Raw genomic sequence first — 23477 nt, 5'->3', positions numbered from 1 at the left:
TCTGGTATTTCTCTTTTTTTAATGTCCAAAAACAAAAAGAGGGGTTATCGTATCAATGATTGAAGATTGGGGCACAAAGCCTATATACCTGCTGTCCAATGAAAATTTTGTGTTGCCAACCACGATTAGGTGATTGGCAGGCACAATGCCTGTTTTGGGTTCAAACGCTGTAATAGGACGGCCTTTACTGTCTGTATCCAAGGCCGGGGGCAGTTGATATGCCTGCCCCGGTAAAGCGGCCACACGTTTCATTAACGGGGTATTTTTAACGTACTTTGATACAAAAGACTGCTGTGCCGAGGTGGGATGGAAAACAACAAAGGAACCGTTGGCAATTGCCCGGGAGGTTTTTAAATATATACCTCGGGGCAGGCTGGCGGATGCATTGATATAACAGCATCGAGATATAAAAAAACAGACTGCAAAAAAGAGACTGCAGGGCAGCATAATTTTTATGATTTTGTTTTTATATGTCATCCTTCGATACCTCTTTGAGTTTGAAAAGATCTATACGGTCGGGCGGCGGGATTTTAACCCGCTTTTGGAAAACAGGATCTAAAAAATAGAGTATCTGCTGTCCATACACCGTGTTGTAACCAGCCACGAATATAAGCATATCGCCAGGGGTTTTGATTTTCCCTTTTTCATCTTTGACCGGGCCTTTCAACCTCATGCATTCATCTGGTGTGAGCAGCGGCCTTGCAACTTCACTGACAGACACAGAGGCATTGCCCATGCCGCCTAACCGTTTACCGGAAACACTGGTTTTTTTGTCCACAACAGTGGTTTTTCCGGTCATATCCGACAGCAGCTTTGCGGTTTCTATCTTGTTGGGTGCATATGCAATCCTGACATGGCAATTGGATGTAATGGATTCGTCCCGGGTATATGCTTCCTGAAGCTGGGATAAATCCTGGACAATGATATAAGCCTTCACGCCGTAACCGGCCATGAACGTCAGGGCCTTTTGCATGATTTCCAACTTGCCCAGGCTGGTAAATTCGTCCAGCATGAGCAACAGCCTGTGTTTATACCCAATCAGGGCTTGCCCGTTTTCAAACTCCATTTTCTGGGTGAATTTTCTCAACGCCAGATTGAAAAATACACGCAGCAGTGGCCTTAACCTGTCCAGGTTGGCAGGGGATACAACCAGGTATAAATCAACAGGGGTTTCAGCGTTCATGATATCTGAAATGGAAAAATCAGACTCAGAGGTATTCTTTGCGACAATGGGGTCACGGTACAAAGAAAGGTTTGTAATAGCGGTTGATACAACCCCGGATAACTCACGGTCGGCTTTGATGACAGCTTCACCGGCATAACTGTCAATTGTGGATTGTATGTTGTCTGCCAGATCAATATCCATGTCCGGATACCGTTTTTTCAAGATTTTTGCGTGCTCTTTGTCTATCATGGCATAAAGCAGATTTTTTACATCCCCCTCATTGTCGCTTTTTGTAATTTCGGCCACGACATCGGCAAGGGTGGCATCCCGCTTTGATACAATGACATGCAAAATCAGCCCGGTCAGCAACGCATACCCGGCCTGGGTTAAATAATCTTTCATGCCTTTGCCGTCCGGGTCGCAGATCATCTGTGCAATATTCTGGGCATCAGCAATGGCATGATTTGTATGAATCCGCACTTCTGCCAAAGGATTCCATTTAGAAAAAGAAAATGTCTCATCGGCAGGATCAAACTTGAGAATTTTATGATTTAATTCTTTAGCCCTGTATCCTGATGTCAACGCATAATTTTCGCCTTTTATATCCAGGGTTACACTTGAGCCCGGCCAGGCAAGCAACGATGGGATAACCAGGCCCACACCTTTACCTGACCTGGTTGGCGCAAATGCTAAAATATGTTCAGGCCCGTTATGGATCAGGTATTTTGTTCCCCTGGCCGTTGGAAAACCGCCGACATATACGCCTTCTTTGGCATCAAGTCCCATAGCGGCCAAATCTTTTTTCTTTGCCCAGGTGGCCGTGCCGTGCAGATTTAAATTGCCTTTCGGCTTTTTCCTGAGAATCAGGAAAAAGCCAAAGACCGTGCTGAGGACAAAAACACCAAAGATTAAGTCAACCTGATTACCCACCGGGGTTTTTGCTATGTATTTATTCCATTCAAATACCTTCCAGGGCAGGTAATACGTATCAAACACCGGCCTGCCCAGGTCAGGATGGTATCTTAACGCACTGGCTATCGTTTGCGTGGCATAACTCATAAAGGCAAAGGCCCACAACAAAAAACAAACCGGGAAGAGCAGCGGATACCTGCTTTTTTTTGCCTTGGCCTGCTTCAGGCCGTATTCTTGTTTTTTCATCGTTCAAGCCCGATGCCTTTGTTTTTGGAAAGATAGTTGATCTGGGATTTCAACTGGCTTTTAACCCGGCTTTTACCCATCTTGCACTTGGCCAGGTCATTGAAATCCGTGTATCCAAGTTTTTTTGATTCATCCGTAAACTTGGGGATAAGGACTTTAGCACCAACGGCTTTAGCCGCTTTTTGCGCTTTTTCCACCCCCACATTATTTTTCTTGGCGTGGTCATTATCAGCACAAATGAACAACTCAGCGGAAGGCATCAATTCCCGGATCTGTTTGGCCACATTTTCAAGGTTGTTTGCATCAAAACAAACCACCGCCGGAAGGTGGCTCACATCATTAAGGGTCTTTCCCGTTGCAAAGCCTTCAGCCAACAGTATGGGTTTTTGTTCGTCGAGTTCGCCTATTGTATAAGCGTTTCCCGATTTTTTCCCGCCGGTCAGAAACTGCTTTTGCCCATCCTCGCCTATGAACTGCAGGGATTCGATTTTGTTGGTTTTAAGATTTTTGGCAGGGATAATCAGCCGGTTGTTTTTATCCACCCGGTATTCTTTGTCGCCATTGATTTTTTTATCTGTAAGATAAGGGTGATCCGTGGTTTTGACTGCATTGATGTAAATACCAAAGGCTTTTTTGGCTGCAGCGGCGTGATCCTCGTTCCGCTCAGCTGCCCGTGCTTGTTTATTTCCTGATGTCATGACTGTTTTACCGATTTCGCCTTTATATTTAAAATTGGCTTTTTCCCCGGTTTTATGGTTCTGGATGAACCCTGCAGGTCGGCCGTCAGGATAAAGCGTATATGCACCGGATTTTTTACCGCCCTTATCTCCTTGAACCGCTACACGGTGCAGCTTGCCGTCAGCCTGGGGACTTTCAATTTTCAGGCCGAGCCTGGAAGCCTGATCCTGGAATTGAGCAGTTACTTTATTCATATCAAGCTGGGTTTCCTGGGAGGGAACAAGCCATTTTTTAAAAGGGGCCTGGTCGGTTCCTGGTTTGAGAAACCAGGATTTTTCCTGTTTGTCCCATTTTGCACCCAGGGCTTTGGCTTCATCTTTCTCTGAATACGGCACGTTGATATACACCTTGGATAATTCCGGTTCTCTTTCTCCGCGTCGCTTCTCTCCATCAAGCACGACTTGCGAATTTTTAGATAGATGCGGGACAATGGTATCCAACAGTTCTTTTCTTTCAGATTCACTTAAGGGGGCCGGCTCCTGGGGGGACGGGAAAGGTTCGGGCTTTTCAAGGGAAGGAGTGATCTTGTTCAGATAGGTGACTATTGCACGCTGGGTATGATCCAGCTCCTTGTTAAAAGCTGATAACGGATCACTTTTATAGTGGCCGGGCATTAAATCATCAAACAAATCGGGATTGCTCATTGCCACAGTTATCTTTTCTGTATGCGAAAATAAATCTTTTTGATCAGCACGGTATTGGTCGGCTTTCGCCTGTAATCGTTCCGCTTCCTTTTTTACCAAAGGACCTGACTCTTTGGGGACATCCGTTTCTATTTCTGTTGTTTTGCCTCTCTCTAAATCAAGGCCCATCAGGTATTCAGCAATTTTCTCGGCATCCTTCATTGCAAATCCAAGTTCCTTGGCCCGGTCCTTGTCTTCCAATGAGGACAGCCATCCAGCAACATAATTTTTATTATTTTCCTGTTCTGCGGGATCATTACCGATGCCAATTTGAGTGCAGATAAGCCAAGCGGAAATTTCCGCGCGTAATTCTTCTTTGGCCCTGGAATCCTTATCCGCATAGTCAACGCCTCTGTCCATCATGGATTTATGAGCCGTGGCATGGGACAATTCATGAAATATTGTGGAATAATATTTTGATTTATCATCAAACTGTGACTTGTCAGGCGTTTCAATGGAATGGGTTAAAAAATTATAAAAAGCCTTATCAAGCTGACTTTCAGTGATTTCCACATTTGCAGATGATATCAGCTTTTCTGCTTTATCTTCCGGTTTCCAGGCAGGCTGTGGATGCTTGTATGGTTCCACGCCTTCAATCTGAGTGGCATTAAAGACAGAGAAGGTTTTAAAAACAGGCTTATTTACCTTGGTGATTTTTTCTTCACCGTTTTCATCCAGGACAGGCTTTCCTTTATCATCGCGCTCTTTTTCCAATCTGGCAGGCGAATAGAAAAATCCCTTGGAGGCTTTTTGCCCTTTCTTGACAAAACAATTCATATCTTTAGCCTGGTTAAACGTCATCCACCTGGGGTCATTGTAGCCACTCATTGCCAGGTTAATCAGGTTGACACCTTTATAATTCTGGTCTGTGGTTAAATTTTTAGGCAGTTCCAACAACTGGCCTTCTTTCCATGGTTTCTGCCAGGGCGCATTGCCTTTTTCAATGGCCTCTAACACCCGTTTGGAAAACTCATTGAGCTGGTCTTGATATTTACTCATAATTCAGCCTCCTCACTCTCGAATTGTGCGTTTTGCATTCCGGCTAATTCTTCTGCAGAAATTTTTATAAGACCAAAGGATTCTTCCGCATATTCGGCAACATCTGACGGGATATCGTCAGAATCAAAATCAAGAGTATCCAGCTGTCTTTTCAGCCATGCGATGTACTCATCCACAGTCATGTTGCGCTTGATCGCAAAATATTCAAAATCCATGTTTATTCTCCTTTTTTATCTTTAAACCGGGGCTTGCCGTTATCGTCAAAATACGTTTGCCTGCATTCAGGGAAGCCGGAGCACCCCCACCAAAAATTTGTCTTGCCTCCTTTGCCTTTTTTCTTTGATTCCCGTTTAACAAGCGGTTTGCCGCAGGCCTGGCACTTGTGTTCTGATAATTCTATTTTTTTCTTTGGCGTTAAATCCGGCTTGCCGTTTTTATCATTGAGGAATACAGGTTTGGCATGCCCCTCCTGGTTGAAACACCCCCAATACCACGACCCTTTTTTGCTTTTTTGCCTGCGTAAGGGTTGGCCGCATTCCGGGCAAAGATGGGTTCCCGGCAAAGGTTTCAATTGAAGGGCAAATATTGCTTTGACAAGTTCCGGGACCTGGATGGTTTGATCTGTCATAAACCCGGACAGGCTCTCTTTACCCTCAGCGATGGCTGATAACCTGGATTCCCATTGTGCCGTTGTCACTGGATCTGTGAGGACGCCAGGAGCCATTTTGACCAGCTGCCGGCCAAGATCAGTGGAAATGATGTTCTTTTGCTGGAGTTCAATCAGCTGACGGGCTTTTAATGTTTCAATGATCCCGGCCCGGGTCGCTTCAGTTCCGATGCCTTCATTTTCTTTCAGGGTTTTCTTAGCTTCGGTGTCTTCAATAAACTTATGGACATTGGCCATGGCCTCAATAAGCGTACCTTCGGTAAACCTTGCAGGCGGTTTGGTTTTTTGGGATTTAATATCAACCTGGGCTGCGGTTATATCGTCGTCCTGGTGTACCTGGGGCAAAACTTGATTACTTGCGCTTTCATCGTCTTGTTCTTTGATGAAAGCTGTCCAGCCGGGATTCAATATCTTTCTGCCTGTTGATTTCCAGACCGTATGATTTATGCCGGTCAAAATTTTCTGTGCTTCAAACTCCATGGCTGCATAAAACTGGATGCAAAAGCTTTGGGCGATCATGCGGTACAGGGCAGATTCATCTGCTGACAGGTTTGAAGGAATTTCACCCGTGGGAATAATGGCATGATGGGCAGTTACTTTTTTCGTATTGTATGCGGCGCTTTTGATGGAGCTGTCCGTATTTTCAGCAAGTTGTTCAAGCCCGGGCAGATTTGACAGGGCTGTAAGTACACTGCCGGCTTCATCGAATTGTTCTTCCGGCAGATACCGGCAATCAGAACGGGGATATGTGGTCAGCTTTTTTTCATAAAGGGCCTGGGCCACATCAAGCACTTGTTTTGCTCCCATGCCAAGCTTTGACGATGCTGCTTTTTGTAAAGAGGACAGGCAATGCGGTAATGGCGGATTCTTTTTCTTTTTCTCTTTGTGGGCTTCAAGAATTTTACCCGGCTGGCCACTCACTTCTTTTTTGATCCGGTAGGCTTCATCAGGACTGATTAAGCGGCCCTGGTCATCCAGCCCTTTTTGTATGTCAAGCGGCTGAAACGTGCCGGTAAACGTACCTGCTTCATGAAGGATTTCAACATGAAGGGTGAAATACGGGTGGGGTTTAAAGTTCTCGATAACCAGGTCCCGGTTGACCACCAGGGCAAGGGTCGGGGTCTGGACCCGGCCAAGGGATAACACGCCCTGGCTGCCGGCATCACGGCCTTTGAGGGTCATGGCCCGGGTGCAGTTCATGCCCACCAGCCAGTCTGCCTGTGATCTGGCCCGGGCCGCATCACGCAGGCCGGTATAATCATTGTTGCCTGTCATGGATGCCAGGGCTTTTTTGACTGATTTGTCATCCAGGGCAGCAAGCCAGATACGTTCGCAAGAACCGGTATAGTCGTGGTATTCCAATACCTCGTCAACAAGCAGTTGACCTTCTCTGTCTGGATCTCCTGCGTTGACTACGCTTTCAGCGTCCCGAAGCAGTTTACCTATAATTTTCATTTGTGCTGCAGCATCTTTTCTGACAGACGTTTGAAAGAAGTTTGGCAAAATGGGCAGATCTTCTTTTTTCCAGACCTTGTACCTTTCGTCGTATGCTTCGGGTTGATTCATTTCCAGCAGATGGCCAAAGCACCAGGTAACGACATTTTGGCCGCATTCTATATAACCGTTCCTTTTTTCGACATCCCCCAGGCCAGCGGCAATCGCCCGGCCAAGGGATGGTTTTTCTGCTATGAAAAGTCTCATGGTGTCTTTCTCCTTAATTGTTCCTTGTGTATTTTGACTTTCATTTTTTCTGCCTCTGCCTGCCCTTCAAGAAACCCGGCATGCCAGCTTAAAACGTCTGTGTTTTCCGGTTGGGGGTCCTGGTGCCGGAGTCCTGCCTCATAGCCTTCTTGCCAGGATTTTTTATCAATTTTCATAATTTGCCTTCATACGGTTCGCTGAACGCTAAATCTTTAACCGCTATGATGTTCAGACGATAACCGGGTCGGATGATTAAAGTGGGGGACATATTCATGTGTTTTTCAAGCAGGCCCATGGTTGTCCGGCCCATCTGGTCGGCAAAGGCCGTCCCCAATGATTCATTCAGCGTTGTTTTTTCGTTGTTATTACTGTCCAGGGTGTTAAGGGCATAAGCGGTACCGCCGGTGACAAGGCTCATTAGCAGGGCATGGCCGTAAATCCTGAAATAGTGATTATTCACCTTGTCTTTCAGACCGGTAAAACCCAGCTGATCCCCACCGGGCATATCATTCAAGGTCATTGCCCGGCCATCCGGAAATATTAACCGCTGCCAGACGACAAACACCCTTTCCTGGCCCATAATGATATTGTTCTGATATTGGCCAAAGACTTTGGTGCCTTGGGGGATGAGCAGGTTATATCCGGTTGCGGTGTCCCATACATTTTGACTTACCTGGCCGCTGATATAGCCGGGCAACGTTGAATCAATCCCGGTGATAAGCACCACAGGGATAATGGACCCGGTTTTAATGGATAACGCATTGGTGTCTTGATCCATGGAATAACCGTTATCCCACATTGAACCATCATTGCCTTGGGTTTGATTTGCCAATATGGATAAACCGGTTTTCGTTGTTACCGATGCTGTGGATTGTGAACCGACCCCTCCAAGGCCAATCCTTGCTTTTGCGTTTGCAAGCTCACTGTTTAACGATGCCAATCTTGCTGAAGATCCCGATTGCCGGCCAGTGTGATCAGAAACACCGGCAGAGGTGCTGATAACCATTGAGGCATTTTTTTTGTAAGCAACCAGGTTGGACTCTAACGCCTGGCGTTGTTTTTCAAATCGGTACTGCCGTACAGTGACAAGCTGTTTTTGCCGCTGCTTGTCCAAAGCAGCTTTTACAGGGTCCTGGGGCGCGGGAGTTGCAGGTACAACCTGAATAGGTTCGAACGTCTTTTGATCTTCCTTTTTTTTCAGGGTGCTTATATCGGATTCAGAAGCAAGGCCTTTACGTTTTTTAGGTGCCTTGGGCAGATTAAGCCCTTCTTCATCAGTTGATACGGATGACTGCTGCGGCTCTATCAACAGGGTTTCCTGATCCTGGCCACTGTTGTTCTTTTTTCGTTTGCCTTCATCAAAGATTGAAAACAGCAGCAGCAATACGATGATGGCAATGAACAGCATCAGCAAGAATATAGGCTTTTTGCTCAATACGGTTGTCATTACGCCTGGCCTTTGCAGTCCTCGTGGGGCGCTCATTTGTTAACCTCGATTTGGGTATACGTGTCTGCAAGCTCATATCCAGGCAGACGGAACATCTGGCTGAAACTGAATCCATCACTGCTTTTAAGGTGAAAGTATCCGGTGCCGGGGTTTTGCGATAACATGTCAATGACATAGCTTATCTTTACAGCGCGTTCGCTTTGGGCCTGGCTGATTATATAACCGGCTCGTCTGGCCTGTTTTTCAATCAGTTGGTCAAACGTTTCATTGCCGCTTTTAAGAAGCGTTATCGTGGTTTTTGCCGGTGGATATTGCAAAATCAGGCGGCTGATGATTACATCACAAAGCTGTAATGGCGGCTTAGAGTCACTCAATACCCATGATTCTTTAGGGGCAATGTGGGTGCAGGAAAAACAGTTTAACGCCATAAAAAAAAGAAGAATCAGTCTGGTAAGCGTTTTCATTATTTCGCCTCCAGCCTGGTCAGGGTTAGTTCTTCCTTATCCTTGCCAACACCTGCGATTAAATAGGCCTGGTCAAAAATCCGGTCCACAATAAAGCAGTTATTTTTTACCCGGTAGTTTACAAGGCCTTTACCCGCAGTGGTTTTAACCATGAACATTGGCATTTCCTGCAGTTTGGGTAGCTTGATATACGTTTTAACGCCGTTGTCAAAAACCTGCAGAGGTTTCCAGCCGACATCCCCGGATATTTCATACTCAAAATTTAATTCGGCAATATCAAAGCCTTCAGCAGTCGTCCTTTTCTGTTTTTCTTTGATTTCTTTTTCCCGGGCAGCTTTGGTGATTGCTATACGATCCTGGGGATAGATGAAGCCTGTATACAGCATGTGTTTTTTACGGTCAGATTTTAGATTGATATGATACACCCGCCGGTCAGTGGTGATCACGGCTGTGGTGGTGAGCCCGGAATCCAGGGCTTTGAAAACAACGTGACTGGTGCTTATATCGCCGCTGCCGGAAAATACGATTTCTGCGTACCATCGTGCGTTATCGCCCAGGACCATGGAATTAATCAACTCTCCGGGCTGCAGCTGCAAATCAGCCACTTTATAAGGGGTAACAATGATGGTTGGATTAGAATGGCCATAAACAAAACAGGTCATGCCGTTTCGGGTGGTGATAGGGTCCAGGGTGTTTCTTTGCCATCTTGACTGCAGGGTTAAAGGTTTTCTTTCTTTGCCGTCCAATTTGGCCGATACGGGGCTTACGAAATCCGCAGCCCGGCATGTTGCCAAACCCGCAACGAATAGTGCGATTGTGATTGTTGCAAGTTTTTTCATGTTTTAAGCTCCTACTGTATTTTTTTGCTGTGACTGATTTCTGACACATATATGCCGCTGGCATTATTGATGATTTCCTGCTGTGTTTCAGGAAGCTTACGCTTGATGATAAGGTTTGCCTGAAAAGTCGTCCGGGAGCGCTCAACACCTTTATGGGTTCGCTCTATTTCTGTCCATTCGACCAGCCAGGTTTCGCCGCTGACATACAGAGGCAAGGCCATAATCCGCACTTCGACCAATTTTTTTTCGCTGGAGATGTATGGATTATTGTCTGCATACCATTTCGCCAGGATTCTTTTTGCAGCCCCAATTGACATAAAACTGGATTGCTTTATGTATTTTTCCTGCAGGGCAATATCAGCCGTGACCGTCCGCCAGGCCGTGATAAACTGGCCCAGGCTGTATTGAATGATTTCCTGGCTGGTCTCAAGCTTTTTGGCCATCTGTCCGCCGCTGATCCGCCCGGCCCGGTCAACCTCAACCATGTACGGGATCACTTTTTGTTGCCTCAGCTGTATGATATTGCCGGCACCAAGCAGAATAGCGACAATGGAAACAAGCAGGGCGACCAGCCGCCAAAGATTTCTTTCCTGGATGAAAGATCCGAACACTTCAGCCCAGGCCTGCCGACCGGCGAGATAATGGTTTTGAATTTCTTTTGACATTTATTTCTCCTCTTTGGGTTTTACGGCTTTTGCTATGGCTTCCAATGCACCGCTCCTGGCTCCACTGAGTGCACCGGCCATGCCGCCGCCACCGGCAGCACCGGCGGCGGCACCGACGCCCATGGAGGCCGCACCCGCCGCCATGCCAGCACCTGCTGCCATGGCTCCGGTAATAGCTCCGGCACTGCTGCCGCTGTGCAGCGTCACCATTTTAGCTATTGTGTCGGGCAGAACTTTGATGAGAAACGCCAGGATGAAAAAACAGGCCGTGATAACAAGGGTTTCTGTAAAGCTTTTGAAGGTGAACAGCACCATATCTGCCATGAATGAGCCCAGGATATATAGCAGACACCGGATTACGAATAATTTAAGGCCTACGCTCAGGGCGTATTTTAAAAAACCGGTGGCAAAGCCCCTGGTGTATCTAAACCCGCCAAAACCCAAAATAAAAATGCCGAGATTTAAAGCTATGTAAGATTCGCAAAGAATGACCAAATACATGCCATAGATAAAAGCACCGCAGGCAGCACTGCAGATGGAGCACAGACAAAGAGCAGGGACAAATATGGGGTTCCAGGAATACATCATATTATTAGACACGTCCAAAATATCGGTGAAAATTTTGGCGAAAAACGCTTCGTCAGGAGTGGAACCGGAACCTGCAACATCTTCCGCCATATTTATCATGCCTTTAATTAGATCAACCCCCCAAGCCTGGCCTTTTATAATGAGAGCCCAAAAGATACCGCCAAAAATTGCTGTCATTACAAGATCCTCAATAACATCTTGTAATGTGGATTGTTTAAACCCAAGCTTTACGGCCATTACGACAAGTTGAATGACGAGCAGCCATTTGAGTAACCACAAGGCATGGCTTTTGATGTTTTCACCCCAGGTAGAGCCCATGATTAGATATTTATTTACAATTCTATCTATAATATCTTGATTAACATCAGCAGCGATTGCTAAATTTTTGAACAAAAACAAAAAACCTGCTATTATCAAAAAATAAAGACAAATTTTAACTGGAGTCTTCTTTATGTCTAAAAATTTGATCATCCTGACCATCTCCATTGTTGTCGCCATTAGTATCAGTATTGGCGTTTATTTCGTTGTATCCGGTGACTCTGAACCCGAGTGGAAAAAAATCGAAGCACAAGAGAAAAAAGTGGGTGTAAACAGAAAAAACGTTCTGGAATTACCTAATTAGGTAATTGTAATACATTCCCTCGCTCCACTCCTATTTCCATTTCCTGCTGCAAATCAGCATCCTCAAGCTTTGCAGCATTGTGTTCTTGAGCCAAAGCCGCAGTTTGAGCCTGAACATAATTAGCCAGCAGAGCCCTTGTCTGTCTCATTTCATGGACAGTGAGGGCGTTGATCTGGTTACCGGCTTCAATTGCCTGCTGTCTGCCTTCCTTGGTAGACAACAGGTCATCTAAATAGCTGTCAAACTCCCCTGAATCCTGGAGGTCTTGTAACTGCTGGCCGGTAAACTGAAAATTAGACTGTAAAACATTGTCAATTTTCTCAGAGGCTTTTGAAAACTGATCTAACTGCATTTGAATTCGATCCTGCATTAATATGTCATCTATTTTGAGGTCCTGTAATTCCGGCCAGGTTTCAGTGAAAATTGTCAGTAACGCTCCCATATCGGCCTTGTAAGAGTTCAAACGGCTCACATTGGCAACCGCTACCCTGATTTGAGATTGAAGATTTGAAAGCAGGTCGTTCGGCAGGTTTATAGTGTTTGTAATGGCGTTCTCTGTCTGCTTTACTAATTCGGTGTACCGCTTGATAGATTCGAGCATTTGTTCAATATCCTTGACATACTCAAGTGCCTGCGTAAAACTCGTTGAACAATTCACACAAGTAACGGGTATCCCGGCCATAGACACATTGACAAAGGCAATGACGGACAATAAAGCGATTGTGGTTTGGATTCTGTTTTTCATTTTAATGCTCCTTAAATTTTAGACTTTTTTAATACTTCTGGCATGCAGCCATTGTGTCGGCCATTCAGGGCCGTACTCATTTATTAAATTCTTAATTGCGGTGATATCTTCTTTGCCTGATGCTCCGGCAAATGACAGGGCCAGGGGGGATAAAGACAAGTTGATCAGGCGGCAACCCTGCGAAGATGTCACGTAATATTCACGTTTTGGCCGGGCCTGCGCGATGATTTTAACCTGGGTGGAATTGAGGCCCAGCCCTTGATAGAGGACTTTTTGAGTGTCTTTTTCTGCATCCTGGTTTGGTAAAAATATTTTGGTTGGGCAGCTTTCCGACAACACATCTAAAATACCTGAGTTTTTGGCATCAGAAAGGCTTTGTGTGGCAAGGACAACTGCACAATTCGCCTTTCTGAGCACTTTTAACCATTCCCGGATTTTTCGCTGAAAAACAGGATGCCCCAACATAATCCAGGCTTCATCCAGGATCAGTATGCTTGGCTGCCCTTTAAATGCTTTTTCAATGCGGTGAAAAATATACAAAAGCACTGGGATTAAGTTCTCTTCACCAAGATTCATTAACTCTTCAATTTCAAACACCGTGTACTTTTCCAGGATCATGGAATCGGCAGGCGCATCAAGGAGTTTGCCCATGGCTCCCTGATTTGTATAATGCTGAATCGCCTCTTTGAGTTCCTGGTGTTGGATATAATGATACAGGTTGCTTAATGTGCGGTGCTGATCCGGAGAGTTCCTGATTTGTGTAACAGCGTCATGTATAGCTGTTCGGTGTTCGGGCTTGATATCAACTTTTTGCAGGGTGGCCAGGGTGGTGATCCAATCTTCAGCCCATGCCTGCTCTGCATCTGTATCAATGTATTTTAAAGGGCAAAAAGCAAGTTGGCTGTCATCGCCGGCAATGTGATAATGGGTGCCGCCTGCGGCAGAGACCAGGGGAAACATTGACAAGCCCTTATCAAATGCGAAAATACACGCTTCCTTATAACGCCGGAATTGAGCGGCTATCATGGCCAACAAAACGGATTTACCCGCACCCGTAGGGCCAAAAATCAGGGTATGACCTAAATCTCCTATATGCAGGTTCAACCGGAAAGGGGTTGCGCCATCTGTGGCGGCATACATAAGCGGCGGAGATCCTGACGGATAAAAAGGACAGGGAGCGGTAGCAGATCCGGCATATATTGTTGACAATGGTAAGATGTCAGCAAGATTCAGACTGTGCAAAATAATGCGGCGCAGGTTGGAATAATTGTTTGCCGGATGAGTACCAAGCCAGCCTTCCAGGGCGTTAAGGGTTTCTATCCTGGCTGCAAAGCCTTGGGATAAAACCACTTTCCGGATATCCCTGGTTTGCGTCTGCAGCAACTGTTTATCTTCATTTAGCAGAATGATGTTCCCGGAAAAATAACCGAACCCGACAAATCCGGATTGATTAATTAAATATGCTTCCTCCGCATCTTCAGCCATCAGAGCGGCATCTTTGTTTGGTTTTGCTTTGGCGTTATTGAAAAGCTTGTCAAAAAAACCAATGATTTTTTGAGACCAGCCCTTCCTGTAATTTTCTATCTGCTGCAAGGCTGTCCATTGATCCATACAGATATAACGGGTGTTAAACCGGTAGGGTATGGATAAACAATCTAAACCAGACAGCATCATTGGGTAAGATTCTGCCGGAAAACCGTCAATGGCAACGACGCTTATATATTTATCCGCAATTTTTGGGACTATGCCGCCGGTGATATCTTGAGAGGATAAAAGATAATCAAGATACATAGGGATCTCCGGCAATTTTATTTTGTGGCGTTCCCCTGTGATAATAAAGTTGATAATTTCTAAAAGTTCTGAATATATGCCATTTTGGAGGAGTGTATCCTTGAGTTTCCGAAGTTGAAAAGACAACGAGAGCCTGTCCTCGATTTCGACCAGATTGTTTTGAAAGGTTTTTAACGCCTTAGGAATGCGGATTTAATAACATCCTAAATGCTAATTGCCGTAGGAAGAGCAACATAGTTCCATTGCGGTAAATATTCATCAAACTGAATTCTCATATTTTTTTTAAAATCGTCCGCTACTTTACGACCAGTTTTAAAATTTTTATCAAGGATAGACGTAAAAACCTTCAACCCCGTAGATGTTTTTGTTTTTGCTACGAAATCATTAACGATTTCGATACTCTTAAAAATAACACCTTTACATGCCCTTGTGATATGCGGGAACAATCGATGTTCAATGGGGTTATACTTTGATGTGTACGGTGGAAAATGAGCAATACGAATTTTGATTTTTAATTCATCCGACAATTTTTGCAAATCTTCTTTGAAAATATAATAACGAGCATTATTGCTTCCCCCACAATCACAAAGTAACAATAACGAATTAGATCCGGAATAATCATATTTTCCGTAAGTTAACCACCACCGCCGAATACACTCGCAGGCAAATTCAGAAGTATCATGGCTTGTGGTCAAAGTGACATAACCAATATTCCGATAGATGTCATATAGTCCATGAGGGGCCACTTTGCCGTCTGAATTTGAGACAAAATCGTGATCATTTACACGAATAGGTTCTTGTGTATAAAGCTTTCCTGAACGAAAAAAATTCCCAATCAATTCTTTTTTTTACATCCATACTTAACACGGGATGGCCCTCTTCATGATATTTTTGATTAAGTCGCTGAATATTTTTAAATTGTTCATCTCGTTGGGGAATGTTTTTTTTGCCTGCCTCTGATTTAAATGCTTGGCGGGAATGGAAATGATGCTTTTCCAGTAATTGATCAACCACGGTAACACTCACTGGAAAATTGTGTTCTTTAAGTTTTTCAGCGATGGCAGGACGAGATAGATTGGTCCATTTTATAGTCTCATCCATTGGAGAACCAGCGGTATGGTTTTTTATTACTTCTAAAAATGCATCATCCAATCCTTGAGTCGTTGCCAAGAGTGATTTGCGTCCTCCACCTATCTTCCGAATGCGTTGGGCTTCACCGGATATACTCGCCCCCAACTCCTGTTGCCCCCGACGAATGGTGCGATCATCACAACCGAAAAGCCTACGCATATAGCTCGCACCGCCATGTCCTAATTTTGAGGTTTCAATGGCAGCATAACGACGCCGATCTTTTTCTGATAGGCTATTATAAAAATCACGCATTTGCGCTTCTATCTCTGGAGAGTAAGTTTGTATCGTCATAATCGAATATGAATACTGAATTTATAGTCTGTCCACAACCACTATCTGTATATTTTTTAAACATTCCAAAAATTTGAAGTGCTGTTTTTTTGCATAACTACTAAGACAGTAGAGGAGATACATGAGATCATATTCGGAAATTATTAAATCCTTGGTCCTTAACACCGGCATCATCCCCCTTTTTTCTCTGGCGGTCGTCCTTTTCTTCTGAATATAAAAAGGAATCCATTTTCTGCGCTGATATATCCGGTTTCCAGGTGATAAAAAGATAATGAGTGGTGCGAAAATGCTTACCCTTTTTAAAATATATCCGCCTTTCATCATCAATGGCTCTGGTGATCTTGTCAGGGAAATGATTTTCATCTTTATCAGGATAATAATCTTCCGGGCTCCGGATACAGTCAAAGTGCAGGGTGAAACCATCGCCTAAATTTTTTAAAGATGCGGATATAGAACTTGAGAAGGTTTCAAGGTCTGTATCGGTTGAACTGGCCGTGTCCCTGGTAGTTATTTCATAGCCCACCAGGAACGAACCGTTTTTACAAAGGATAATCCCATTATCTGCCATCACCGCATACTGCAAAAGACTTTGCAGGCCCTTTTCTTTTCTGCTCATGGCATTGTAATGGATAGATTTATGGGGCAACTTTGGGCTGTCTTTGGCCGGGTAGAATTTTTTATGCCGTATATGCTGCCGGAACACCTTTGAAAGGATCGGCTCTTTTTTATTTGCTTTCCTGGCCAGGGCAAACCCGCCCGACAGAATGATCAGACCAATCAGTATCTGCCAGGGGCGATTGCCGCTGGATACCATCAGCACGCCGGCGGCGATACCAATGGGGAAAAGCAAATCCCGTTCGATGCCCATGATCAGGTCTGCACGATGTAATGAACGATGTATGGCTATCCTTCGCATTATATTAATGCTCCAGTGCCGAATGTGAACAGCGTATCAATGATCGGTTCCGCCAGGGCCAGCACAGATATGATACAGACCACCACCAGGAACCCCTTTGTCATGCCGTCCAAGTCGTCTTTCTTAAACCACATTACAAAAGCAGCCGCCAGGATCATCAGTATTGCAACGGATTTGGCCCACGGCCCGCGTAAAGTTTCCATCAAGGTTTCAGCCGGTGTTTCAAATTCCGAAATTGTTGATGCAAAAGCAGAATCAACAAAGATGATAACGCCAAAAAAAATAAAGGTGGGTACAAGTAACGGTAAATATTTCTTCATTTCTAAAACTCCTCTTCAAATAATCAATTGAATGGACAGACCGATAATGATGCCGAAAAGCACGGCGATCAATATATTCAGCGTGTTGTTTTTTTTGTTCACCTCCTTGATTTTTACTTTGAATTCTTCTGCAAGAATGTCTTGCTGGTCAGAAAGTTTTCGTGAGTATTCTTCGGCCATAAATTCACACACAGTTGCAACGATCCAGACAGGATCATTGTCACAGACTGTCATGTTGTGCCTTCTGGCTATTTCTGCCTGGATTTTGTCTTTCATTCCTGCGGTTCCTGGGCCTCAATGATCAGGCCGGATTCATCCAGGATGTTCCAGATTTCATCCCTGGCTATTTTAAGCCGCTGTTTAGCCATGACGTTAAATTTGCCGGAATTGAATGCCTGGGCAAATGTCAGGCGGGACTTGAGCATCAGCTCTAAATCATAGCCAAAGGTTTCTTTTTTATACGTGGGCAGAACAATGGTGGTGCCGCCCTGATTCCGGTTGGCCTTTTCCAGTTTGTGATTTTTAAAGTCAATTTGGCCGAAGAAAGGGTTGACCCATATGGTTATAGGGGTGTCCGGAAAACCGTCCATCAAAGATGCAAGGCCCTGGATGGTATCACCTTCGGCCTGGCCGCCGGTGATCAAGGTATGCAATGTCAGGGTGTGGCCGCTCTCTTTCAGGAAATCGGCAACATTGTTTTCCGACATGTACGCAGCCAGGGGGACAAATGTGCTGGCGCCGCTGTCAACAACAGCGAATGCCTCATCCGGCAACTGGAGTAATTTTTCTATCATCGTGTCAAATAACCGGCTGTTAATAGAATCACCTTCCATGATTTCTATTTTGGTCGCCTTTAATGCTTCATAGGCTGTCAGGGTTGCATTAACCGGATCAGCGTCCAAACATGCCAGTAACTGGTCTCTGTCAACCAGATATTGACTTAACAGGCTGGCTGTAAAACTTTTCCCAACACCGCCCTTACCCTGCAGAATCATATTTATAGATGCCATTTTTTCCCCTTTATAATTGGTTATGGATGCAGCTTGCTTTGCAGCATCCGGCTTTATCGCCAAGGCACATGGCATACATGGTGCCCCAAGCTAACATTATGATTTTTTGAAAATCCTTTTTGGAAACTTTGGTAAAATCTTCAAACCGGTGTTCTTTTTTGAATTTGTTGAATAAAAACTCATAGCTTATCCTCTCCTCGTAATAAGCCATGAAATCAAACAGCCCCCTTAAAGGCTGTAATTCATCTTCAGTGCAAAGATCTATAAAGTCGTTTTGCAGTGTTTGTATTCCTGACCAGATATATTCCATGGCGTTTTCATAACTTGACGTTGTGATGCCTTTCAGGTTTGTTATCTGCATGTAGGCACATAGTTCTGCTTCAAGATTTTCAGCGGTGGTGTTTTCAATCCATGCCCAAATAGAAATTAAACCTTTGAGTGCCAGCATCTTTTTTTCAGTAACATTGGCCCGCTGGAACCGGGGGGTAACACTTTGGAGCGCCTGTACCTGGACAGTCTCCACCCGGGCTTTTTGGGCATTGACAGCCCTTAACTGTTCATATCCTTTTAATTGAGCGGCCTTGGCTACCTGGCTGCGAAAGAGATGTCCCATCATGCCAAGACCGGCCAAGGTGATCCCGTAGCCATCCTCTCTTGGGCCGTGATCTGCCACATGGCCCATTGGGATAAAATTTTCTGCCTTAAATGCGGCAGGAATATCCAAAAAATGGATTTTTGTTATCAAGGCGTTGTGAGGCTGATCAATTTCATGGGCCAGTTTCCAGCTTGAAATACCGAATTCGCCGGTGGGCAATAAAACTGTCAGATCGCTTTCTATTGGTATTTGTAATGCGGCTTTTAAATATAATTTGTCTTTTTGAGCCTTTTCCATGGCGTTGAAAGCTTCAATGTATTTAATTTTCCAGGCCATGGCTCTTTTGCCTGTAAAACCCATAACAAGCAAAACAAAACCATCACGGGTCATATTAAAAGCTGGTCGTTCCTCGCCTTTTGCATCGACATATTTAACGTCCTCAAAATTGAGGGCGTTAAAATCTTCCGGTATTTCAAGATGTTGAATTGTTCGAATAATATTATCATGTCTTTTTTTGAAATGTTCTGCGACCATCATCGAAGATACCGTTAATTTCCCGTTTATCTCTGTAATGTTGATGTGTTGTTTCTCTATTTCCATGTCCATCGTTAAACTCCAAAATAAATACTCTATTTTAGGGGGGCTCAAAATTGAGCCATCCTAAATAAATCTATCATAACAAATGGTTACTACCCTTTTTTGATGAGGTTAAACGGTTTTTCATTTTCTTTTTCTTCCACAATAGAGTCAGTTTCTTGTGGGTAAGGATCGTTTGAATGACTGAACTTTCCCTTTTTTGAACCCAAGCTTTGCCCTATGGTTTTTCGAGCTGTTGAAGTCTTCTTTTTTCGAGAGAACGGTGATTTCTGGTCATAGTTATCAACTATTTTCACCCAGGCTTTGTATGACATCGTGATTTTTTTCTGGGCCACAAAATAATCAAAAACGGTTTTTTTCGTATACCCCTGGTCCAGCAGCTGCTTGGCTTCAGTGTGGACTGCCAAATATTGACTTTTACACGTCGGTTTTAAATTCATTTAAGCGCCTCATCTATTAAATTTATGGTATTTTTTGAGGTTATGCTGGCGGCAGACTTCTGTGAAATTTGCATAGCTGGTACTCCACTTGCCTTCTGCTTTTAACATTCTATGAATTTGGGCTTTGGAATAGCCCTTGTTTAAAAGCACAATAATTTCATGTTTATTGGCCTTGAATTCGTTTTCTCTATCGTTGGCTGATTTCGGCCCTGGTTTCAGATCAGGCTTAGTTAAAAACACATAACTTTCCGTATAGTCTTTAAAAAACTTGGTAAAATGTGTGTATGACATGGTTATTTTACCGGCCTGAGTAAGTTTTTGATGGATATGATTGATAGGCACACTTTGAGAAAACAGCTGTGATATTTCTTCTATATTTTCCTTAAATTCTAAATATTTAGTGGAAGTGGACTGAGGTTTGACAAATGGTTTCCAGTATGCGTCAAAAGCTGCTTGCAATTTTTTATACAGCCGTTGTGTTGCCCTGCAGTCATCAAGTGCATTGTGGGTTTTGAGGTCAGACACATCAATACCCTGCTGCCGGCAGGCCACTTCTAATTTTTGCCATTTCCAGGTACCGTAATATTCGCTGAATTCAATCTGAGCTATATCAGCATACGCTGCCCCTAAATCCCGGCATGATGGAACAAGTTGCGGCCAGACACGATCAAACGCCTCTGCTGTCTGCCGCATTAACCTAAAGTCAAAATCAGAGTTGTAGGTCATTATCGACTCTGCACTTTTAATAATCTCAAGAATATGATCATGGTAATCTGCCCAGGTCCTAAGATTTGCCAGGGCACCAAGGGTAATGCCGTGCATAGATGCCGCCTGGTCTTTTATAAAAACAGATGGTTTGAACCGTTGATTAAAAAGTGTCTGGGCTGTATCTGCGTCAATAATCGCCAGTTCTATAACCTGATCCTGGCTTTCCGTACCGGTATTTTCTGTGCTAAGTATTAGTTTCATCTAACCATCGTCTTTCTTTCAAAAACTTTGACAGCCCAGGTATCCAGCGGCCATTATCACGCTGCCAGTCCTGGGACATCTTGTTTTTTCCAATGATTTGTAAAAGTTTTGATGTTTCTGGTATTTCTCCAGCCTGAACAAGTTTTTTAAAATTCATCCAGGCTTGCCATTTGCCGGTTTGCCGAGGGTATTGATTTAAAATCACATCGAATTGTTTTTTGAGAGGCAAGTTATTTAATTCAGATTCCTGCTGCTGTTTTTCAGCCAGAATCCTTTCCTGCTGTTCTTTCTGCTGCTGCCGTTGAATTTGATCCTGCAGCTTTTGTTCTTCATCTTTTTTTCTTTGGAGTTCTTCCGAATAGACTTTAAAGACAAGGGTTTTAACGCCAAAAAAAGAAAAATTATCTTTGAGGGTTTGGCCGTAATGTTTTTCGATTCTTTGTAATGCTACTTTGTTTGGCCCTGACAGGATTACACTGTCGTTCTCGATTTCAGCCTCCAGGCAGGGAAGATATTTAGCGGCTAAATTTAGTTGGTCCTTTTCAATAATACTCTCTCTGACTTTTGCCCAGGTTGCAGGCTCCTGGCGGCCATGATTTATGACTGATTCTGAGGGAGACGGAGGGGGAGTATCTATATATAATCTATCTAGGGTATATTCCGACAAATTGCCGACATTTTTTCCATCCGGGGTATGACATTCCTGGGTGGTCTCCAGGTCGTCACCTTCTGGTAATTCTTGCCCAGCTTCAGGCTCAATTTCTGGGGCCGTTTCCGGCTGATCCTGACTGGGTGTTTCATCCGGTTTTTGTCGAGGTTTTGTTTTACCAGCCCTTAATTCTCTGAATTTAATAATTACAGGATGAGCAAGAAAATAATACACGGTCTGCTTCCAGCCGTTAATTTCTTCCCTTACGGCCTTGATTAGCCCGGATTCTTGAAGGATCTTGACGTGTCTTTCAATGGTTCGATAGCAGAAGTTTGTCCGGTTGGCTAATGTTCCCATATTCACGAATGTATGGTCTTTACCAACCGCGCATCTTACCATTGCCTTAAACGTTTTTTCGATCCCTGCTGTCATTTTCCCACCATCTTTTCTTTCTATTTTCCCAAACCACAAATCAAGGTCATTCGCATAACCATGCGAAATTGTGAGATTATTCAAGATCCACCTTTCTAACCGAAAAAACAAAACACTCCACCGATTGCTTGACAAGACTCTTTTTTTGAGTTATCTTCTAAATTGAGATTATTCAATTTAGAAGACACAAGCTTCTACAGAAGGACCTCATCGGCGCCCACCGATGAGGTTTTTTTGTTTTTAGCGGTTACCTTTCTTTAAAAATAAGTTCACTCTCCATAAAAAAAATTTTATAATAGAGCGTAATGTAATAAAGAAAGAAGTTAAGACGGGCGATCTGGTATCTTTTTCCAGAGCACCGCTTAAGGAGAGCCCAAATAAAAAAGGGCTCAGAAGAAAGAAATCTTCTAAGCCCTTAAAGTCGGGTTGGAGGCGGCTCCCGGATTTGAACCGGGGAATAACGGCTTTGCAGGCCGGTGCCTTACTTTTCCGTAAAGAATCCTCTTTTAAACCTACACACTTAACATATTAATAACCGTGCTTTCCTCAAAAAGCAACAATTATTTTAGTTAAGTGCAGATTTTGTAACTTTCCAACAAGCTCAGGTAAACATTGCTTTTTATTTTATTTCAGCATGTCAGCCTCTGTCAAAACAACCTATTTATAGGTGTTTGGGGTTGATAATAACTTAACATAAAATCACAACAACCTGGATTTATACGTATTTAGCATAGGATTTGCATTTGTTGGATGAAGTTACCAATTTTTAATTTGGAAGGAATCTAATTGAAACAGATCAGAAAAGTTGATGAAGCGTGGGAATTTTATAATGAATTTATTTTAGGGTCATTCTCAAAGAGAAGTCAAACCACAGAGACAAGCAGATGGGAAAACCATATTTCCCCCATGGTTGGGGAAAAAATCATAAATGAATTGACCATCGTAGATCTTCTGAAATTACGCAAATCGTTGGAATCAAAAAAACTGAGCCCTCAGACTGTTTTTCATTGCTTATCCTTACTGCGTAGAATCCTTAACCGGGTTGTCGATTATGACTACTCTGTGCAGGTGCCTAAATTCAGAAATGTGATGCCTAAATTTGACAACCGCAGGTTACGGTATCTTTCAAGACCTGAATTGGCGTCTCTTTTAAGAATTTTAAAGAAAAAATCAAAAGACTGGTTTGAAATATCATTATTTGCCGTTAATACCGGGCTGCGCCGAGGGGAAATATTAAATCTTGGTTTTGAGAACATCAACAAAAACGACCGGAATATTTGCATTTTAGACTCTAAAACGCATAAAAACAGAGTTGTTCCGTTAAATAGGACAGCTTTTAAAATAATTTCGCGTAAGAAAGATAAAAAAATATTTACCTTGTCCGCACCAAAAATTTTTGAACAGGCCGTTGAGGAATGCGGCCTGAATGATGGAATCCAAGATGCCAGGCACAAAGTTGTATTCCATACACTGCGTCACACTTTTGCAAGCTGGCTTGTCCAGGATGGGGTTAAGCTTGAGGTGGTCAGTCAGTTGCTTGGCCACAGCAGTATTAATATCACAATGCGGTATGCTCATTTAGCACCTTCCCAAGCGAAATCCGCCGTTAATTTAATAAGTCAAAAATTAGAAGAGAATTTTGGCGATTAATATTGATTTATGGATACTTTTTATAGTTTTTTGCATACTTTCTGTAGGATAAATGCAGATTTTTGAAGAATTCTCCAAATATCTGCATTTATCTCGAATATTCTGTACAAATCTTCGAGGGTAGGAGGGCAGGACATGTAAAGTAGGCCCACTTTTCAAGGTGGTCAACTTTACGTCCTGCCTTATTCGCTTCACTCAACGGGCC

At 43.8% G+C, this 23477-nt stretch carries 23 protein-coding genes and 1 pseudogene; 2 read left to right on the top strand and 22 right to left on the bottom strand.

What is annotated here, in order from left to right; all coding sequences use genetic code 11:
- Positions 1-18: 18 nt before the first annotated feature.
- From DESPODRAFT_RS06130 to trbL, 11 genes are read right to left on the bottom strand one after another with little or no spacing between them, the layout of a single operon-like run.
- Positions 19-477 (bottom strand): S26 family signal peptidase, encoded by a 459-nt coding sequence (locus DESPODRAFT_RS06130; protein WP_004072231.1) that lies wholly within the window; start codon positions 475-477, stop codon positions 19-21.
- Positions 467-2323 carry a type IV secretory system conjugative DNA transfer family protein gene (locus DESPODRAFT_RS06125; protein WP_004072229.1) on the bottom strand — a complete coding sequence of 619 codons (1857 nt, stop codon included), beginning with the start codon at positions 2321-2323 and terminating at the stop codon, positions 467-469. The genes DESPODRAFT_RS06130 and DESPODRAFT_RS06125 overlap by 11 nt, the downstream gene beginning before the upstream one ends.
- Positions 2320-4743: an ArdC-like ssDNA-binding domain-containing protein gene (locus tag DESPODRAFT_RS06120; protein WP_004072228.1), complete on the bottom strand. Its 2424-nt coding sequence runs from the start codon at positions 4741-4743 to the stop codon at positions 2320-2322. Before DESPODRAFT_RS06120 ends, DESPODRAFT_RS06125 begins: the two co-directional genes overlap by 4 nt.
- On the bottom strand, positions 4740-4958 hold the full coding sequence (locus DESPODRAFT_RS06115; protein WP_004072226.1) for a hypothetical protein: 219 nt from the start codon (positions 4956-4958) through the stop codon (positions 4740-4742). The genes DESPODRAFT_RS06120 and DESPODRAFT_RS06115 overlap by 4 nt, the downstream gene beginning before the upstream one ends.
- Before the next feature lie 2 nt (positions 4959-4960).
- Positions 4961-7111: a DNA topoisomerase III gene (locus DESPODRAFT_RS06110; protein WP_004072223.1), complete on the bottom strand. Its 2151-nt coding sequence runs from the start codon at positions 7109-7111 to the stop codon at positions 4961-4963.
- Positions 7108-7287 (bottom strand): hypothetical protein, encoded by a 180-nt coding sequence (locus DESPODRAFT_RS06105; RefSeq protein ID WP_004072220.1) that lies wholly within the window; start codon positions 7285-7287, stop codon positions 7108-7110. Before DESPODRAFT_RS06105 ends, DESPODRAFT_RS06110 begins: the two co-directional genes overlap by 4 nt.
- Positions 7284-8594, bottom strand: a complete 1311-nt coding sequence (locus DESPODRAFT_RS06100; protein ID WP_004072218.1) for a TrbI/VirB10 family protein — start codon at positions 8592-8594, stop codon at positions 7284-7286. The genes DESPODRAFT_RS06105 and DESPODRAFT_RS06100 overlap by 4 nt, the downstream gene beginning before the upstream one ends.
- Positions 8591-9022, bottom strand: a complete 432-nt coding sequence (locus tag DESPODRAFT_RS06095) for a conjugal transfer lipoprotein TrbH (protein WP_004072216.1) — start codon at positions 9020-9022, stop codon at positions 8591-8593. Before DESPODRAFT_RS06095 ends, DESPODRAFT_RS06100 begins: the two co-directional genes overlap by 4 nt.
- Positions 9022-9861 carry a P-type conjugative transfer protein TrbG gene (gene trbG / locus DESPODRAFT_RS06090; RefSeq protein WP_004072214.1) on the bottom strand — a complete coding sequence of 280 codons (840 nt, stop codon included), beginning with the start codon at positions 9859-9861 and terminating at the stop codon, positions 9022-9024. The genes DESPODRAFT_RS06095 and trbG overlap by 1 nt, the downstream gene beginning before the upstream one ends.
- Positions 9862-9872: 11 nt before the next feature.
- Entirely contained in the window at positions 9873-10526 is a 654-nt protein-coding gene (locus DESPODRAFT_RS06085; RefSeq protein ID WP_004072212.1) for a VirB8 family type IV secretion system protein, read from the bottom strand.
- The gene (gene trbL / locus DESPODRAFT_RS06080) at positions 10527-11507 is read right to left on the bottom strand and encodes a P-type conjugative transfer protein TrbL (protein WP_245532025.1); all 981 of its coding nucleotides are present in this window, start codon (positions 11505-11507) and stop codon (positions 10527-10529) included. It lies immediately after the preceding gene.
- A 58-nt stretch (positions 11508-11565) separates the two neighbouring features.
- Here trbL and DESPODRAFT_RS20265 point away from each other — a divergent pair, with 58 nt between their 5' ends.
- Complete coding sequence (locus DESPODRAFT_RS20265; protein ID WP_004072208.1) at positions 11566-11736, top strand: hypothetical protein; 171 nt, start codon at positions 11566-11568, stop codon at positions 11734-11736.
- Here the strand turns inward: DESPODRAFT_RS20265 and trbJ are convergent.
- The 11 genes and pseudogenes from trbJ to DESPODRAFT_RS06025 all read right to left on the bottom strand — a co-directional run bounded on the left by trbJ (position 11729) and on the right by DESPODRAFT_RS06025 (position 21706).
- Positions 11729-12481: a P-type conjugative transfer protein TrbJ gene (gene trbJ, locus DESPODRAFT_RS06075; RefSeq protein WP_004072206.1), complete on the bottom strand. Its 753-nt coding sequence runs from the start codon at positions 12479-12481 to the stop codon at positions 11729-11731. The two genes, DESPODRAFT_RS20265 and trbJ, sit on opposite strands and share 8 nt — an antisense overlap.
- 18 nt (positions 12482-12499) lie before the next feature.
- On the bottom strand, positions 12500-14398 hold the full coding sequence (locus DESPODRAFT_RS06070) for a VirB4 family type IV secretion/conjugal transfer ATPase (RefSeq protein ID WP_245532024.1): 1899 nt from the start codon (positions 14396-14398) through the stop codon (positions 12500-12502).
- 77 nt (positions 14399-14475) lie between these two features.
- A pseudogene (locus DESPODRAFT_RS20565) lies at positions 14476-15373 on the bottom strand (ISAzo13 family transposase).
- A 448-nt stretch (positions 15374-15821) separates the two neighbouring features.
- On the bottom strand, positions 15822-16610 hold the full coding sequence (locus DESPODRAFT_RS06060; RefSeq protein WP_040015860.1) for a VirB3 family type IV secretion system protein: 789 nt from the start codon (positions 16608-16610) through the stop codon (positions 15822-15824).
- The gene (locus DESPODRAFT_RS06055) at positions 16610-16930 is read right to left on the bottom strand and encodes a TrbC/VirB2 family type IV secretion system protein (RefSeq protein WP_004072205.1); all 321 of its coding nucleotides are present in this window, start codon (positions 16928-16930) and stop codon (positions 16610-16612) included. Before DESPODRAFT_RS06055 ends, DESPODRAFT_RS06060 begins: the two co-directional genes overlap by 1 nt.
- Before the next feature lie 15 nt (positions 16931-16945).
- A complete protein-coding gene (locus tag DESPODRAFT_RS06050) occupies positions 16946-17206 on the bottom strand; it encodes a hypothetical protein (RefSeq protein ID WP_004072204.1) in 261 nt (86 codons plus the stop codon).
- Positions 17203-17940 carry a nucleotide-binding protein gene (locus DESPODRAFT_RS06045; protein WP_004072203.1) on the bottom strand — a complete coding sequence of 246 codons (738 nt, stop codon included), beginning with the start codon at positions 17938-17940 and terminating at the stop codon, positions 17203-17205. The genes DESPODRAFT_RS06050 and DESPODRAFT_RS06045 overlap by 4 nt, the downstream gene beginning before the upstream one ends.
- A 10-nt stretch (positions 17941-17950) precedes the next feature.
- Positions 17951-19135 (bottom strand): Rha family transcriptional regulator, encoded by a 1185-nt coding sequence (locus DESPODRAFT_RS06040; RefSeq protein WP_245532023.1) that lies wholly within the window; start codon positions 19133-19135, stop codon positions 17951-17953.
- An 89-nt stretch (positions 19136-19224) separates the two neighbouring features.
- Positions 19225-19572: a TraK family protein gene (locus DESPODRAFT_RS06035; protein ID WP_004072201.1), complete on the bottom strand. Its 348-nt coding sequence runs from the start codon at positions 19570-19572 to the stop codon at positions 19225-19227.
- A gap of 9 nt (positions 19573-19581) precedes the next feature.
- Complete coding sequence (locus DESPODRAFT_RS06030; RefSeq protein ID WP_004072200.1) at positions 19582-20541, bottom strand: 3'-5' exonuclease; 960 nt, start codon at positions 20539-20541, stop codon at positions 19582-19584.
- Complete coding sequence (locus DESPODRAFT_RS06025; protein WP_157488425.1) at positions 20525-21706, bottom strand: helix-turn-helix domain-containing protein; 1182 nt, start codon at positions 21704-21706, stop codon at positions 20525-20527. The genes DESPODRAFT_RS06030 and DESPODRAFT_RS06025 overlap by 17 nt, the downstream gene beginning before the upstream one ends.
- Before the next feature lie 822 nt (positions 21707-22528).
- Here DESPODRAFT_RS06025 and DESPODRAFT_RS06020 point away from each other — a divergent pair.
- Entirely contained in the window at positions 22529-23272 is a 744-nt protein-coding gene (locus DESPODRAFT_RS06020) for a tyrosine-type recombinase/integrase (RefSeq protein WP_245532022.1), read from the top strand.
- Positions 23273-23477: the final 205 nt, after the last annotated feature.

This window comes from Desulfobacter postgatei 2ac9 (genome assembly GCF_000233695.2).
Classification (GTDB): Bacteria; Desulfobacterota; Desulfobacteria; order Desulfobacterales; family Desulfobacteraceae; genus Desulfobacter; species Desulfobacter postgatei.
This window is presented reverse-complemented; position numbering and strand designations above follow the sequence as displayed.